The sequence below is a fragment of the Pseudomonas sp. UYEF17 genome (assembly GCF_040546125.1).
GTDB classification, from domain to species: Bacteria; Pseudomonadota; Gammaproteobacteria; order Pseudomonadales; family Pseudomonadaceae; genus Aquipseudomonas; species Aquipseudomonas putida_Z.
The window spans coordinates 61,353-76,146 of the sequence record NZ_JBEPNE010000023.1; the positions used below are offsets into that span (position 1 = coordinate 61,353).

At 64.2% G+C, this 14,794-nt stretch carries 14 protein-coding genes; 10 read left to right on the top strand and 4 right to left on the bottom strand.

The features are described 5' to 3' along the window. The first annotated feature begins 19 nt into the window (after nucleotides 1-19). The 3 genes from ABIB24_RS24250 (at nucleotide 20) to ABIB24_RS24260 (ending at nucleotide 3,660) form a co-directional block, all read left to right on the top strand. Nucleotides 20-1,252 carry an OprD family porin gene (locus tag ABIB24_RS24250; protein WP_031324467.1) on the top strand — a complete coding sequence of 411 codons (1,233 nt, stop codon included), beginning with the start codon at nucleotides 20-22 and terminating at the stop codon, nucleotides 1,250-1,252. A 29-nt stretch (nucleotides 1,253-1,281) separates the two neighbouring features. Beyond that, nucleotides 1,282-3,333, top strand: a complete 2,052-nt coding sequence (paaZ, locus tag ABIB24_RS24255) for a phenylacetic acid degradation bifunctional protein PaaZ (RefSeq protein WP_085615739.1) — start codon at nucleotides 1,282-1,284, stop codon at nucleotides 3,331-3,333. A 156-nt stretch (nucleotides 3,334-3,489) separates the two neighbouring features. Continuing rightward, nucleotides 3,490-3,660: a hypothetical protein gene (locus tag ABIB24_RS24260; RefSeq protein ID WP_155951620.1), complete on the top strand. Its 171-nt coding sequence runs from the start codon at nucleotides 3,490-3,492 to the stop codon at nucleotides 3,658-3,660. 255 nt (nucleotides 3,661-3,915) lie between these two features. Here the strand turns inward: ABIB24_RS24260 and ABIB24_RS24265 are convergent, their stop codons facing one another. Both ABIB24_RS24265 and ABIB24_RS24270 read right to left on the bottom strand, forming a co-directional pair. Next, entirely contained in the window at nucleotides 3,916-4,173 is a 258-nt protein-coding gene (locus ABIB24_RS24265; protein WP_025339101.1) for a DUF6555 family protein, read from the bottom strand. Nucleotides 4,174-4,342: 169 nt separating this feature from the next. After that, nucleotides 4,343-4,552 carry a con-10 family general stress protein gene (locus tag ABIB24_RS24270; protein WP_003259459.1) on the bottom strand — a complete coding sequence of 70 codons (210 nt, stop codon included), beginning with the start codon at nucleotides 4,550-4,552 and terminating at the stop codon, nucleotides 4,343-4,345. A 275-nt stretch (nucleotides 4,553-4,827) separates the two neighbouring features. Between ABIB24_RS24270 and ABIB24_RS24275 the strand changes: the two genes are divergently transcribed. Together ABIB24_RS24275 and ABIB24_RS24280 are read left to right on the top strand one after the other, a co-directional pair. Beyond that, entirely contained in the window at nucleotides 4,828-8,610 is a 3,783-nt protein-coding gene (locus ABIB24_RS24275; RefSeq protein WP_354317397.1) for a CheR family methyltransferase, read from the top strand. Between the two features lie 81 nt (nucleotides 8,611-8,691). After that, entirely contained in the window at nucleotides 8,692-9,090 is a 399-nt protein-coding gene (locus tag ABIB24_RS24280; protein WP_238066333.1) for an NUDIX hydrolase, read from the top strand. Nucleotides 9,091-9,198: 108 nt separating this feature from the next. On the opposite strand, the gene ABIB24_RS24285 is transcribed toward ABIB24_RS24280, so the two are convergent. Both ABIB24_RS24285 and ABIB24_RS24290 read right to left on the bottom strand, forming a co-directional pair. Then, nucleotides 9,199-9,750: an ATP-dependent Clp protease proteolytic subunit gene (locus tag ABIB24_RS24285; protein WP_025339098.1), complete on the bottom strand. Its 552-nt coding sequence runs from the start codon at nucleotides 9,748-9,750 to the stop codon at nucleotides 9,199-9,201. 22 nt (nucleotides 9,751-9,772) lie between these two features. Next, nucleotides 9,773-10,147, bottom strand: coding sequence for a low affinity iron permease family protein (locus ABIB24_RS24290; RefSeq protein ID WP_025339097.1), 375 nt, complete (start codon nucleotides 10,145-10,147; stop codon nucleotides 9,773-9,775). 166 nt (nucleotides 10,148-10,313) lie between these two features. Between ABIB24_RS24290 and ABIB24_RS24295 the strand changes: the two genes are divergently transcribed. Genes ABIB24_RS24295 through ABIB24_RS24315 form a run of 5 tightly spaced genes read left to right on the top strand, consistent with a single transcriptional unit; the run spans nucleotide 10,314 to nucleotide 14,622 of the window. Further along, complete coding sequence (locus ABIB24_RS24295) at nucleotides 10,314-11,231, top strand: DUF72 domain-containing protein (RefSeq protein WP_274079789.1); 918 nt, start codon at nucleotides 10,314-10,316, stop codon at nucleotides 11,229-11,231. Then, nucleotides 11,228-12,013, top strand: coding sequence for an endonuclease/exonuclease/phosphatase family protein (locus ABIB24_RS24300; protein WP_085692591.1), 786 nt, complete (start codon nucleotides 11,228-11,230; stop codon nucleotides 12,011-12,013). Before ABIB24_RS24295 ends, ABIB24_RS24300 begins: the two co-directional genes overlap by 4 nt. Further along, nucleotides 12,010-13,212: a cardiolipin synthase ClsB gene (gene clsB / locus ABIB24_RS24305; protein ID WP_354317399.1), complete on the top strand. Its 1,203-nt coding sequence runs from the start codon at nucleotides 12,010-12,012 to the stop codon at nucleotides 13,210-13,212. The genes ABIB24_RS24300 and clsB overlap by 4 nt, the downstream gene beginning before the upstream one ends. After that, nucleotides 13,212-14,159: a lysylphosphatidylglycerol synthase domain-containing protein gene (locus ABIB24_RS24310; protein ID WP_354317400.1), complete on the top strand. Its 948-nt coding sequence runs from the start codon at nucleotides 13,212-13,214 to the stop codon at nucleotides 14,157-14,159. The genes clsB and ABIB24_RS24310 overlap by 1 nt, the downstream gene beginning before the upstream one ends. A 34-nt stretch (nucleotides 14,160-14,193) precedes the next feature. Further along, nucleotides 14,194-14,622 (top strand): hypothetical protein, encoded by a 429-nt coding sequence (locus ABIB24_RS24315; RefSeq protein WP_354317401.1) that lies wholly within the window; start codon nucleotides 14,194-14,196, stop codon nucleotides 14,620-14,622. Nucleotides 14,623-14,794: the final 172 nt, after the last annotated feature.

The following is a 14,794-nucleotide window of genomic DNA, read 5'->3' on the forward strand; positions in this document are numbered from 1 at the left end:
GTCGGGTAAAACAACAACAATGAACCGCACGCACTTCATTTCGGCCGCCTGGCTGGCGACCCTCGCCCTGCCGATGCCGGCGATGGCAGACTTCATCGGCGACAGCCACGCCCGGCTGGAGCTGCGCAACCACTACCTCAACCGCGACTTCCGCCAAAGCAACGCACCGCAGGCCAAGGCCGAGGAATGGGGCCAGGGCTTTACCGCCAAGCTGGAGTCGGGCTTCACCGAAGGCCCGGTCGGCTTTGGTGTCGACGCCATGGGCCAACTGGGCATCAAGCTCGACTCCAGCCGCGACCGCCGCAATACCGGCCTGCTGCCTTTCGGCCCGAACAGCCATGAACCGGTCGATGACTACAGCGAACTGGGCCTCACCGGCAAGGTGCGGGTGGCCAAGAGCACCCTGCGCCTGGGGACCTTGCAACCGATCCTGCCGGTGGTGGTGTACAACGATACCCGCCTGCTGGCCTCCACCTTCCAGGGTGGCCTGCTCACCAGCCAGGACCTGGCCGGCCTGACCTTCAACGCCGGCCGCCTGACCAAGGCCAACTTGCGTGATTCCTCGGGCCGCGACGACATCGGCTACGGCGCCGCCAGCAGCGACCACCTGGACTTCGGCGGCGGTAGCTACGCCATCACCCCGCAAACCAGCGTCAGCTACTACTACGCCAAGCTCGAGGACATCTACCGCCAGCAGTTCGTCGGCCTGATCGATACCCGCCCGCTGGGCGAAGGCCTGAGCCTGCGCACCGACCTGCGCTACTTCGACAGCCGCAACGACGGCGCCGAGCGTGCCGGCAACATCGACAACCGCAACTTCAACGCCATGTTCACCCTCGGCGTACGGGCCCACAAGTTCACCGCCGCCTGGCAGCAGATGTCCGGCGACAGTGCCTTCCCGTTCGTGAACGGCGGCGACCCGTTCACCGTCAACCTGGTCACCTACAACACCTTCACCCGCGCCGGGCTGGACTCGTGGCAGGTGCGCTACGACTACGACTTCGTCGCCATGGGTATCCCCGGCCTGAGCTTCATGACCCGCTACACCGATGGCCGCCACGCCGAAACCGCCACCGTCAGCAATGGCCGTGAACGTGAGCGCGACACCGACATCACCTATGTCATCCAGAGCGGCCCGTTCAAGGACGTCAGCCTGCGCTGGCGCAACGTCACCTTCCGTTCCGGCAATGGCCTGACCAACGCCGTGGACGAAAACCGCCTGATCATCGGCTACACCGTGGCGCTGTGGTAACAGCGCCCCCCTCTACATTGGAGAACAGCATGTCTGCCGCCCCTACCCTGCAAAGCTTCATCGCCGGCCGCTGGCTTGGCCAGCACGGCGCCCAGGCCCTGCGTAGCGCCCTGGATGGCCACGTCTTGGCCTACAGCCACGAAGAGCGCCCGGACTTCGCCGAAGCCGTGGACTTTGCCCGCGCCCGTGGCCTGGCCGCGCTGATGGCCATGGACTTCCAGCAACGCGCTGCCCGCCTTAAGGCATTGGCCCTGTACCTGGCCGAGCGCAAGGAGCAGCTCTACGCCCTGTCCCACCACAGCGGCGCCACCCGTGCCGACAGCTGGATCGACATCGAAGGCGGCAACGCCACGCTGTTCTCCTATGCGGGCATCGGCAGCCGTGAACTGCCGTCGGGCAACCTGGTGCACGAAGGCCCGGCCATCCCGCTGGGCAAGCAAGGCCATTTCGCCGGCAGCCACATCCTGGTGCCGCGCGCCGGCGTGGCGGTGCACATCAACGCCTTCAATTTCCCCATCTGGGGCATGCTGGAGAAGTTCGCCCCGACCTTCCTGGCCGGCATGCCATGCATCGTCAAGCCGGCGACCTCGACCAGCTACCTGACCGAGGCCGTGGTGCGCCTGATGAATGCATCCGGCCTGTTGCCCGAAGGCAGCCTGCAACTGGTGATCGGCAGCACCGGCGACCTGCTCGACCGCCTGCAAGGCCAGGACGTGGTGACCTTCACCGGCTCCGCCGACACCGCCGCCAAGTTGCGCGTCACGCCGAACCTGGTACGCAACTCGGTGCCGTTCACCGCCGAAGCCGATTCGCTGAACTGCGCCATCCTCGGCCCGGACGTGACCCCGGACAGCGAAGAGTTCGACCTGTACATCAAGGAGGTGGTCCGCGAAATGACCACCAAGGCCGGGCAGAAATGCACCGCCATCCGCCGCGCCATCGTACCGGCCAGGCACATCGACGCCGTTGCCACGCGCCTGCGCGAGCGGCTGGCCAAGGTAGTGGTCGGTGACCCGTCGGTGGAGGGTGTGCGCATGGGCGCCCTGGCCTCCCACGACCAGCAGCACGATGTGGCCGAGCGGGTGCGCAGCCTGTTGCAGAGCTGCGACCAGCTGTTCGGCGCCAGCGATGGCTTTGCACCGCGTGGCGAGGGCGTGGCCGAGGGCGCGTTCTTTGCCCCTACCTTGCTTCAGGCCCGTGACCCGCATGCCGAAGGCGGTGCCCACGATATCGAAGCGTTCGGCCCGGTCAGCACGCTGATGGCCTATGACGACCTCGATGAAGCCCTGGCGCTGGCCGCTCGGGGCAAAGGCAGCCTGGTGGCGACCTTGGTCACCGCCGACCGCAGCGTGGCAGCCAAGGCCATCCCGGTGGCTGCTGCCTGGCATGGCCGCCTGCTGGTACTCGACAGCGAGGCAGCCAAGGAATCCACCGGCCATGGCTCGCCATTGCCGCAGCTCAAGCACGGCGGCCCGGGCCGCGCTGGTGGTGGTGAAGAGCTGGGTGGCCTGCGTGCCGTCAAGCACTACCTGCAACGTGCCGCAGTACAGGGCTCGCCGAGCATGCTCACGGCGGTAACCGGCGAATACGTGCGCGGTGGCGAAGTGATCGAAACCGAAGTGCACCCGTTCCGCCGCTATTTCGAGCAGTTGCGCATCGGCGAGTCGCTGCTCACCCACCGGCGCACCGTGACCGAAGCCGACCTGGTCAACTTCGGCTGCCTGTCGGGTGACCATTTCTACATGCACTTCGACGAGATCGCCGCCAAGCAATCGCAGTTCGGCAAGCGCATCGCCCACGGCTATTTCGTGTTGTCGGCAGCGGCCGGGCTGTTCGTCTCCCCGGGTGCAGGCCCGGTACTGGCCAACTACGGCCTGGATACCCTGCGCTTCATCAACCCGGTGGGCATCGGCGACACCATCCAGGCGCGCCTGACCTGCAAGCGCAAGATCGACCAGGGCAAGACCAGCCCGCTGGGCCAGCCCCAGGGCGTGGTGGCGTGGGATGTGGAGGTGACTAACCAGCTGGGCGAGCTGGTCGCCAGCTACGACATTCTCACCCTGGTGCTGAAACAGCCCTGACAGTGCCGTTGGTCAGGGGCGGTGGATATCCAACCGACCTCCCCTGGCTGTTGCCGCTCTCATTCAATGAGGGGTGGTCAATGGCTTCGCCTCTCACTCCTGTATTGGGCCCGCCTGATCGCGGGCCTTTTTTTCATCGAGAGCGAGGGTTGCGAGATGAAAGACATGCTTGGCATGGGTGGCGGCAGCGCACAGGATGACTGGCCAGAGCTCGAGCCGGACCGGCGCAATGACCGGGCAGATGACCCGGATGCCGACCCCAATGTGACAGATGACGAAGAAAACCGCCCGGGCGTGCCGGCCAGCGACCCCGAGTCCGGTGCATGACCGTCATGCAGACGGTCTGCGCGATCCCCTGTGGGAGAATGCCCAGCCCTTTGGGCCGCGCTGTCGCACAGATAACGGAATTCGCAAGCGATCCTCGTACCCTGTGGGAGCGGCTTTAGCCGCGAAGAATCCAACGCGGTGCATGGCACCGGCTGCGCCGGTGTTCGCGGCTAAAGCCGCTCCCACAGAGGATCGTGCCAACTTTTAGAATTTGAGCAGGACATCTGTTCCCGCACGGATTGTGCAGTCGGGGAATCACATTGTCGCCGCAGACTGGTTCGGCTTGCCGCCGGATACCCGCCAGCTCACCGCGGTAATGCCATAGCGCTCGGCCATCGGCCTGCTGACTTTCCTGATCTTCTCCCGGCCGAACTTGGGGATGATGCCGATGCCCGCATCGCAACTTGCCCAATGCCAGGCCTCGGCATTGTCCAGCGTCTCCAGACGGATGATGAAACTGCGCGGCTGGCCATGCAGTTGGTAATCGATGATGTACAGCTGTGGGCTTGGCATCGCAGGGGCCTCCTCTTCTCCATGGATGACACCCTGATTGATCGGGCCACGGCCAGAAGATTCAAAAAATTGTCGAACAACAGGTACCAGAGGCTATTGCAGCCTCGTTACGCAGTACCTGGCCGGCACCCGGTACCTGCGGATACCGGGTGTCCAGCAACCCTTCAACTTACTGCTGGCGGCCCCCGCCGTGGCTGTTCTGGCCGCCCTTGCGACCGGCCTCCGATGCCCGTTGGCGGTCGTTGGCGAAGTTGCCGCCAGAAGCCTGCCCGCCTTTGTGCCCCGCGCGGGAGGCCCGTTCCCGGTCGTTGGCGAAATTGCCTGGGTTGGTTTCCTTGGTGCCGCCGCGCTGGCTGGTGCGCTCTTGATCCTGCGCCATGTGGTTTCTCCTTGCGATGAATGGGTCGCATGGATGTTTGCCATGCCTTGCTTCCGAGCCGCCGATCACACAGTCTGCTCAATGGTTTTGCCGGCAACTGACCAGTGGCACCAAACATAGGTCGGCAAAAGGTTTGCGTGGCGGAAGCAAGCGGGTCGCACTTTCCTTCGCAAGCAGAGGTCTCAATAACATGGCGACGGCCTATAATCCCGCCACACACACGCCCGATGATGCTGCTAAGGGCGGAACGTTCCGGTCTGCACAAGGCTCCGTCCATGAAGTCGTCCCCCAAGCAACCTGCCTCGCCCCAGAACCCGGCGCTCAGCCCCAGCCACCTGGATTTCCCGGTGGTGGGCATCGGTGCATCGGCAGGCGGCCTGGAAGCGATCTGTACGCTGTTCCGGCAAATGCCCAGCGATTGCGGCATGGCCTTCGTCGTGGTCCTGCACCTGTCCCCCGACCACCAGAGCGTCGCCGACCGCATCATCCAGGAGACCACGCAAATGCCGGTGCGCCAGGTGACCGAGCCGGTGCCCATCGAGCGCAACCACATCTACGTGATTTCACCGGCCAATCGCCTGTCCACCAACGATGGCTACCTCCGCGTGACCCCGGCCAACCGGCGCCGTGGCGACCACGTGGCCATCGACCTGTTCTTCCGTGACCTGGCTGACGTGCACAAGGACCACGCCTTCTGCGTGGTGTTGTCCGGTACCGGTGCCGACGGCGCCGTGGGCCTTTCACGGATCAAGGAGCAAGGCGGCGTGACCTTGGCGCAAAACCCGGACGACGCCCAGTACGACAGCATGCCCCGCGCCGCCATCGAGACCGGCATGGTCGACCTGGTGCTGCCAGCGGCAGAAATGCCGCAGAAGCTGCTGGAGCTTTGGCGCAATGCCCGTCAGGTCAGGCTCCCGGAAATCGAGGACGACACCCTGCCACCGGCCTTGGGCACCCGTGCCGGCGATGCCCAGGCCAGCGAGCCGATGCTCGAGGAGATCCTGCTGCAGTTGCGCAGCAATACCGGCCACGACTTCCAGCACTACAAGCGCGCCACGGTGCTGCGGCGCATCGAGCGCCGCCTGCATGTGACCGGCCAGGCAGACCTGGCGGCCTACCTGCATTACCTGGAACAGCACCCCGCGGAATCCCGGGCGTTGCTGGCCGACATGCTGATTGGCGTGACCAATTTCTTCCGCGACCGCGAAGCCTTCGAAGCCCTGGAGCGCCATGTGCTGCCGCAGCTGACCTGCGAACGCGACCCGGCCGAGGGCGCGGACGAGATACGCGTGTGGTCGGCCGGCTGCTCCACCGGCGAAGAGGCGTACAGCCTGGCCATGCTGGTTTGCGAGCAGCTGGCACTAGAGCAGCGCTCGCACAAGGTACAGGTGTTCGCCACCGACCTGGACGAACGCGCCATCGGTATCGCCCGCAGTGGTTCCTACCCCGAAGCGATTGTCACCGACGTGCCGCCCAGCCGGCTGCGCCAGTTCTTCCTCAAGGAAGACCAGCATTACCGGGTGCGCAAAGAGGTTCGCGAGAAGGTGCTGTTCGCCCGGCATAACCTGCTGTCGGACCCACCGTTCTCGCAGATCGACCTGATTGTCTGCCGCAACCTGCTGATCTACCTGGACCGCGAGGTGCAGCGTGACATCCTGCAGATGTTCCACTTCGCCCTTCGCCCGGGTGGCTACCTGTTCCTCGGGTCGTCCGAGTCGGCCGACATGGCCAGTGAACTGTTCGCCCCGGTGGACAAGCGCAATCGCATTTTCCGCGCACTCGATGCCAGCAATACCGGCCGCCGTTCCGGCCGTCAGCTGGCCGGCACATCTGCCGCCAGCATGCCCCTGGAAACGCTGGCCAAGGCCAAGCCGGGGCGCAAGCCATCGTTCGCCGACCTGCACTACCGCGCCCTGGCGCGCCGCATGCCGCCCAGCCTGATCGTCGATATCGACGGCAATATCCTGCACATGAGCGAAGGCGTGGGGCGTTTCCTGCAAGTGGCCGGTGGCGAACCGAGCCGCAGCCTGCTCAACCTGGTGCTGCCGCCCCTGCGCCTGGCCCTGCGCAGCACCTTGTTCCAGGCGCGTCAGGGGACCGAGGCGGTGACCTCGCGCCCTGTCGACCTGGCGGAAACCATGGGCAAACTGCAGGTGGAAATCACCGTGCAGCCGTACAGAGACGACCTCAGCGGTAGCGATTGCCTGCTGGTGGTATTCGAGGAGCGCGCGCCTGATCCGTCCCTGCCGATGCCTGGTGTCATCCGCCAGACCGACAGCATGGTCTTGCACAACCTCGAGCGCGAACTGCAGCGCACTCGCCTGCAACTGCAGGAAACCATCGAGCAGTCAGAGGTCTCCAGCGAGGAACTGACGGCCTCCAACGAAGAGATGCAGGCCATCAACGAGGAGTTGCGTTCGGCCAGCGAAGAACTGGAAACCAGCAAGGAAGAGCTGCAGTCGATCAACGAGGAACTGCTCACGGTCAACTACGAGCTGAAGAACAAGGTCGAGGAAACCGACAAGGTCAACGACTACCTCAGCAACCTGATCGCCTGCACCGAGATCGCCACGGTGTTCGTCGACCGCAACCTGCATATCCGCTGGTTCACCCCGCGCGCCACCGACCTGTTCAATATGCTGCCGGTCGATACCGGCCGTTCCCTGCTCGACATCACCCACCGCCTGGATTACCCGGCGCTGGCCGACGATGCCCGCGCCGTGGCCCAGGGCGAGGCCATCATCGAGCGTGAAATCGGCGGCCAGGGCGATCACTGGTACCTGGCGCGCCTGCTGCCCTACCGCTCCAGCGAGCAGAAAATCGACGGCACGGTGCTGACCTTCATCGACATCAGCAGCAGCCATGCCGCCGAGGAGCGCGTGCGCCTGGGCGAAGAGCGCCTGAGCAAGCAGCTGGCCGAGACGCAGAGCACCAGCCACATGAAGGACGAATTCTTCGCCGTCATGTCTCATGAACTTAAGCACCCGCTCAACCTGATCCAGCTCAATGCCGAAATCCTGCGCCGCCTGCCGGCGCTGCGAAATATCAGTGCAGCGAGCAAAGCCGTGGGTACCATCTGCGACGCGGTAACCAGCCAGGCGCGGATCATCGACGACCTGCTGGATGTGGCGCGCATTCGGACCGGCAAGCTTAAGCTCAAGACCGAACCTGTGGATCTGCTCGCCCTCCTGCAGGGCATCCACGATGTGGTGGTGAGCGAGCAACACCCCTGCCCGGTTCGCCTGGAGCTGCCCGCCGACACCCTGCCGGTGATGATCGAAGGTGACGTTACCCGCCTGGAGCAGATCATCTGGAACCTGCTCAACAACGCGCTGAAGTTCAGCCCGGCGGGCAATGAGATACGCCTGGTGCTGAGCCACGACGAGGACCACGCCCGCCTGCAGGTGATCGACCATGGCGTGGGCCTGAGCCACGACAGCCTCGAGCATATCTTCGACCTGTTCAGCCAGGCTACGTCGCAACAGGCCAGCCACAGCCGCGAAGGCCTGGGCATCGGCCTGTCGCTGGTAAGGCAACTGGTCGAGGCACATGGCGGTACCGTCCGCGCCACATCAGCGGGGCTTGGCCTGGGCTGCACCTTCACGGTCACCCTGCCCCTTTGCGAAACGCAGCCCCAGCAGCGTACGCAGGGCTCGGAGCCGCCGAGCGAGGGCCGTCTGAACGGAATTCGCGTATTGCTGGTGGATGACTCCGTAGAGGTGCTGGCGGTAATGCAGGAGCTGCTGGAAATGGAGAGCGCCACTGTCAATGCCTTCAGCAAGCCACGTGAGGCCCTGGACGCCGCTGCGGGTGAGGAATACGACATCATCCTGTCCGATATCGGCATGCCGGTGATGGACGGCCATGCATTGATCAAGGCTCTGCGTGGCTACGCGCACCTGCGCCATACCCCGGCCATCGCCCTGACCGGCTATGGCGCCAGCGCTGACCAGTACAAGTCACGTCAGTCGGGCTTCGACCGGCATCTGAGCAAGCCGGTGGGCTATGACGAGCTGGTGGAGGTCATCGAGGCACTGAGCGGCTCGGTGCCTTACTGACCGTTGGTCGCTTTAAACGCAACGTTCATTGCTGCCGGGGGCCGAATCTACATGGAATGAGGGATTCGCCCAGGAGCCTGAATGAAGCCAGTCAAGCATCGCGCCACCATCATCTGCCGGCATGGCAAACAAACCCATAAATGGTTGTGGGTGAGAAAGCCCAACGCCGCCTGGACCCTGCCCGGCGGCAAGATAGAGCCCGGCGAGACGCCGGTGCAGGCAGCGGAGCGTGAATTGCTTGAGGAAACCGGGTTGCAGGCAGAATCGCTGACCTTGTTGATGCGCCATGAAGCGGCAGAGCGCATGCACTATGTATTCGAGGCGGAGTTCGCCGACGCCCCGCACCCCAAGGCGCAGCATGAAATTGCTGATTGCCGGTTCGCTCACCCGGACCAGGTGCCCATGCTCAAGGACGAGATCAAGCTGCTGATCCGCTCGTTGCTGGCCTGTGACCGGGCTACGGCGGCGTCAGTGAGGTAGACCTTCTTCACCTGTGCCGGCCCTTTCGCGGGTGAACCCGCTCCCACAGGCATTCCACCGGACCTGTGGGAGCGGGTTCACCCGCGAAGAGGCCGGCACAGGAATCCGCTAGGCATGCACACTCCACTGACACGCCTCTGCCTCGATCGGCATTTCGTCAATGGCATGGATCATCCCGTTCGCCAATGCCTCCCGGGGCCCGAGTATCCGCGGGTAGGCCATCAGATACCGCGGTACATCCAGCACCTCGTCCGCCCCTTCGGTCCGCTCGGCGACGATCTGTGCATACAGCCGCAGGTCATAGTCCAGGCTCATCGCATACTCGGCCATGCGGGAGTGGTCGACCGAGCCATGCAAGGTCCAGTGGAACGGATGAAACAGGAACTTGCTGTAACTGCATGCCGTGCGCCGATCCCCGGCCAGGAACAGGATGTTGCCCATGGATTCCACCGTGCCGAGGTTGTGGGTATGCACCTCGACCGGTAACGCCCGCAGGAAGTTGTACAAGGTAAACCCGTAGCTGCACTCGCCGCCCATGGTGGCGATGTTCAGTTGCAGGACTTCGGCCCCCTGCTGCAACGCCCGCGAACAGGTGTTGATCAGGTTGCCGCAGGTGGATGAATTGATAGGCCCGGTGAAGTGGACGATATGTCTGGCCATGCTTGCCTCCAGGGTTGGCAGGTCATTCCTTGGGTTTCTGCGCATCGTCACCCTGCCCGGCCATCTGCCGGTACTGCTTGCGCAGGGCATGCAGCTCGGCCGGGTCCATGTCTTCCAGATCCAGCAGCGCCTTGTGCGCCTGTTGGGTGGTGCGCAACAGCTCATCGATCTTGATGTGCAGTTCGTCGTTGTCGCGGTTCTGGGTGTTCTGGATCAGGAACACCATGAGGAAGGTGATGATGGTGGTCGAGGTGTTGATCACCAGTTGCCAGGTGTCGTTAAAGCCGAACAGCGGCCCGGTCACTGCCCAGATCAGGATCAGCAGGCAGGCGATGCCAAAAGTCAGCGGGCGGCCGGCCCAATTGGCCAGCCATTGGGCGAAACGGTCGAATTTCATCCTGGCGCCCTTCCTCGTAGCAGGTATGCGGTGGAAACGCCGCGGGCCGCAAAGTTCCGCGCGGCATCAGCCTTTTCCGTTGGTCAACCGTGCTGAACCCTGGCCGCTGTTGACCGGTCGCACTTTCAGAGTGACCGAACAAGGACCCGGCAATGAGGAAGGCAGCGTGAGCGATATCCGCATCGGCATCTCCGGCTGGCGCTACGGCCCGTGGCGCAAGGATTTCTACCCGAAGGGCCTGCCCCAGGACGACGAACTGGCGTTCGCTTCGCGAGCGGTCAACAGCATTGAAATCAACGGCTCGTTCTACAGCCTGCAAACACCCGAACGCTACCAGGGCTGGCATGACGAAACGCCGCCTGGCTTCGTATTCGCGGTAAAAGCCCCGCGCTACATCACCCATGTACGGCGGCTGAAGGATATCGAAGAGGCCATGGCCAATTTCTTCGCCTCCGGGCCGCTGCTGCTCGGCAAGAAGCTGGGCCCGTTCCTGTGGCAGTTTCCGCCGAACATGAAGTTCGACGAGGCCCGCTTCGCCCGTTTTCTCGAACTGCTGCCGCACAGCCGCAAGGAGGCCCGCGAATGCGCACAGGGGTGTGCGCAACGCCTGAAGGACAACGGCGGCACCGATATCAAGGGCAACGCACGGCTGCGCCACGCGGTGGAAATCCGCAACGAAAGCTTTTTGTGCGAAGCCTTCATCAAGCTGCTGCGCAAGCACCGGGTAGCGCTGGTAGTGGCCGACAGTGCCGGTAAATGGCCCTATGTCGAGGACCTTACCGCCGACTTCGTGTACATGCGCCTGCATGGCGATGTCGAGCTGTACAGCAGTGGCTATACCGCCCAGGCGCTGCGGCGCTGGAAGCAGCGCATCCAGCTCTGGAGCCAGGGCCGCCAGGCCGACGATGCCCAGCTGGTGGTGCCAGGGCCGCCACCGCGGCGCGCCGCCCGTGACGTCTACTGCTATTTCGACAACGACCAGAAAGTCCATGCGCCTTATGACGCCCGGCGTCTGTTGCAGAAGCTGTCGCTGGACCATGAGCTGATGACCGAGCCTGGCGTGGTGCCGGAGGTGACCCTGTGAACAGGACCCTGCCTGCCCCGCACTGCATCATCGACAAGATCACCGCCGTGCGTCGGCTGAATGTACTGACGTTGAACGTGCACAAGGGCTTCACCTTCTTCAACCGGCGCTTCATCCTGCCCGAGTTGCGCGAAGCCGTGCGCGCCACCGGCGCCGACCTGGTGTTCCTGCAGGAAGTGCACGGCAGCCACCAGCAGCATGCCCTGCGCCACCCGGCCTGGCCGGATACGCCACAGTACGAGTTCCTGGCCGACAGCATGTGGCCGCAGTTCGCCTACGGCCGCAATGCCGTATACCCCCATGGCGACCACGGCAACGCGCTGCTGTCGAAATTCCCCATCAGCCGCTTCGACAACCTGGACGTCTCGGTGCAGGGCAACGAGCAGCGCGGCCTGTTGCATTGCCAGCTGGAAGTGCCTGGCCATGACCAGGTGCATGCGGTGTGCGTGCACCTGGGCTTGCGCGAGGCCCACCGGCAACGCCAGGTGAAGCTGCTGCTGGACCTGCTGGGCAGCCTGCCGCCCAAGGCCCCGGTGATCGTTGCCGGCGATTTCAACGATTGGCGGCTGAAGGCCGATGCGGTGCTATGCGAACACCTGGTGGAAGCGTTCGGCGAGCATTTCGGCACCCCGGCACGCAGTTTCCCGGCGCGCCTGCCGCTGTTGCGCCTGGACCGCATCTACCTGCGCAACGCCATGCCCGGCACGGCCCAGGTGCTGTCCAAGTACCCGTGGTCGCACCTTTCCGACCACGCCCCTCTGGCTTCGGAGATCAAACTGTGAACCGACCCTGGGTAGACGGCAACAGCGTGCAGTTGCTTATCAATGGCGAGCAATACTACCCCCGCGTGTTCGAGGCCATGAGCCAGGCACGGGAGGAAATCCTGCTGGAGACCTTCATCATCTTCGATGACAAGGTTGGCCAGCAATTGCAGCAGGTGCTGATCGATGCCGCCCGCCGCGGCGTGCGTGTCGAAGTGGCCGTGGATGGGTACGGCACGGCCGACCTGCCCGACTCCTTCATTGCGGCCATGACCGATGCCGGGGTCAGTTTCCACGCCTTCGACCCGCAGCCGCGGCTGGTGGGCATGCGCACCAACCTGTTCCGGCGCCTGCACCGCAAGATAGTGGTGGTCGATGGCGAGCGGGCCTTCATTGGTGGCATCAACTACAGCGCCGACCATTTGGGCGACTTTGGCCCCATGGCCAAGCAGGACTATGCCGTGGAGGTCGTCGGCCCGGTGGTGGCACAGGTTCATGCCTCCAGCAAGCGCCTGATGTCACCGGTGCTGCAGCCGCCCAGCGCGGTAAGGCCATTGACCGAGCCTGCCGGTACCTGCACCGCCGTGCTGGTCGAGCGCGACAACAAGGTGCGCAGCACCGATATCGAAGCCCACTACCTGCAGGCGTTTCGCAATGCCCGGCGGCGCATCGTGGTGGCCAATGCGTATTTCTTCCCGGGCTACCGGCTGATGCGTGAATTGCGCAATGCGTCCCGGCGTGGCGTGGAGGTCCGGCTGATCCTGCAGGGCCAGCCAGACATGCGCTGGGTACGGGCGCTGTCGCGACTGCTGTACAACTACCTGCTGCGCGACGGTGTGGCCATTCACGAGTATTGCCAACGGCCGCTGCACGGCAAGGTGGCGCTGGTGGATGATGAGTGGGCCACGGTCGGCTCCAGCAACCTGGACCCGCTCAGCCTGTCGTTCAACCTCGAAGCCAACCTGTTCATCCGTGACCGCGCCTTCAACCAGCAGCTCAACCAGCACCTGCAGGCGCTGGCCCGCGAACAATGCAAGCCGGTCACCCTGGAACGCATGGTTCGCGGCTACTGGTGGCGGGCACCACTGATTTTCGTGTGTTTCCACGTGATCCGCCATTTCCCGCGGATTGCCGGTTGGTTCCCGGCGCACCGTCAGCACCTGCGCTCGGTGCAGCCGGAGGCCGAGGCACAGGTTGACTATCACGAGGGCAAGACCTGATGGCGCGAAAACACTGGCAAATCTGGGGCAAGCGGCTGTTCACCCTGGCATTCCTGATCCTGATCCCTGCGCTGCTGTACCTGCTGGCGCGCAACCTGGACTGGAACGAAGTGCGCCAGTCGTTGCTGGCCTACAAGCCCGGCACCCTGGCCATCGGCCTGGTGCTGGCCGGGTGCAGCTACCTGACGTTCGCCAGCTACGACCTGCTGGCCCGGGCCTACACCGGCCACCACCTGCCGGCCCGCCAAGTGTTGCCGGTTGCCTTCGTGTGCTATGCCTTCAACCTCAATTTCACCACCTGGGTGGGTGGCGTTGCCTTGCGCTACCGGCTCTATAGCCGCCTGGGCCTGGATACGGCAACCATCACGCGCATCCTCACCCTGGGCCTGCTGACCAACTGGATGGGCTACATGCTGCTGGCAGGCACGGTGTTCGCCTTGCGCCTGGTCGAGCTACCCGCCAGCTGGGCGGTCGGCGCCAGCGGCCTGCAACTGATCGGCGTGGTATTGCTGGCGATTGCCTCAGGCTACCTGCTGGCCTGTGGCTTCGCCAAAAAGCGCACTTGGCGCTGGCGTGACCATGAGGTAACGCTGCCGTCGCTGCGCCTGGCGCTGTGCCAGGTGGTACTGGGTGCCAGCAACTGGGCGCTGATGGCACTGCTGATCTTCTGGTTGCTGCCTGGCGAAGCCTTCTACCCGTCGATACTTGGCATCCTGCTGATCAGTTGCGTGGCTGGTGTGGTCGCGCATATCCCGGCCGGGCTGGGTGTGCTGGAAACGGTGTTCCTGGCCCTGCTGCATGGGCAGCTTGCCCAAGGCACACTGGTGGCGGCCCTGCTGGGTTACCGCACGCTGTACTACCTGGTGCCGCTGTTGCTGGCGGTGCTGACCTACCTGATCCTGGAGAAACGCGCCAAGGCCATGCGCCGGCGCGACAAGCCTGCCTAGACCTATCGAGGGCCACTGGCCCGGGAGGTGGCAAATGCGTGGCGCTGTCTTGAAGCCGATGTTGATACTGATGGTGGCGAGCCTGGTCAGCGGCCAAGTCCTGGCCGAAGCCTGCAATGTGCTCACCCGCTCCTCCAGCGAGGCGGTAACGCCGGTGGAGCGGCACAGCTGCTACAGCTACAGCAACCTGCCCGCCGAAGCGATCAACTGGTCATGCAGCAACGAGAGCAAGGACATGCTCAACAGCGAAAAGCACAAGGTCGCGCGTTGTGCGGATGGCAGCGTTGGCAGTTGCATCGCGCCGTTGACCCAGGAGGCATTGGCCAACCCCAAGGCAGCTGGCGGTGACAAGCCGGCGTTGCCCAAGGATGCACGGGTGATCACCTACTACTACGACACCCCCAGCCTGGGCCAGGCCCGCACCGATTGCCAGCGGAGCAACGGCACTTGGCAGACTCACTGATTCTGCAGGCTGCGCGCTGCTTTGTGTAGGAGCGGCCTTGTGTCGCGAAAGGGCCGCAACGCGGCCCCAGGATTTCAGCTTCGCACGGAAAATTGCCGGGGCCGCTTTGCGGCCCTTTCGCGACGCAAGGCCGCTCCTACAGGATCATCACCGCCCCATAAAACTATGCGGA

Excerpts from the sequence above, each read along its gene's own strand:
- ABIB24_RS24250 (WP_031324467.1), top strand. The coding sequence starts at position 20 with ATGAACCGCACGCACTTCATTTCGGCCGCCTGGCTGGCGACCCTCGCC.
- paaZ (WP_085615739.1), top strand. The coding sequence starts at position 1,282 with ATGTCTGCCGCCCCTACCCTGCAAAGCTTCATCGCCGGCCGCTGGCTT.
- ABIB24_RS24260 (WP_155951620.1), top strand. The coding sequence starts at position 3,490 with ATGAAAGACATGCTTGGCATGGGTGGCGGCAGCGCACAGGATGACTGG.
- ABIB24_RS24265 (WP_025339101.1), bottom strand. The coding sequence starts at position 4,173 with ATGCCAAGCCCACAGCTGTACATCATCGATTACCAACTGCATGGCCAG.
- ABIB24_RS24270 (WP_003259459.1), bottom strand. The coding sequence starts at position 4,552 with ATGGCGCAGGATCAAGAGCGCACCAGCCAGCGCGGCGGCACCAAGGAA.
- ABIB24_RS24275 (WP_354317397.1), top strand. The coding sequence starts at position 4,828 with ATGAAGTCGTCCCCCAAGCAACCTGCCTCGCCCCAGAACCCGGCGCTC.
- ABIB24_RS24280 (WP_238066333.1), top strand. The coding sequence starts at position 8,692 with ATGAAGCCAGTCAAGCATCGCGCCACCATCATCTGCCGGCATGGCAAA.
- ABIB24_RS24285 (WP_025339098.1), bottom strand. The coding sequence starts at position 9,750 with ATGGCCAGACATATCGTCCACTTCACCGGGCCTATCAATTCATCCACC.
- ABIB24_RS24290 (WP_025339097.1), bottom strand. The coding sequence starts at position 10,147 with ATGAAATTCGACCGTTTCGCCCAATGGCTGGCCAATTGGGCCGGCCGC.
- ABIB24_RS24310 (WP_354317400.1), top strand. The coding sequence starts at position 13,212 with ATGGCGCGAAAACACTGGCAAATCTGGGGCAAGCGGCTGTTCACCCTG.
- ABIB24_RS24315 (WP_354317401.1), top strand. The coding sequence starts at position 14,194 with ATGCGTGGCGCTGTCTTGAAGCCGATGTTGATACTGATGGTGGCGAGC.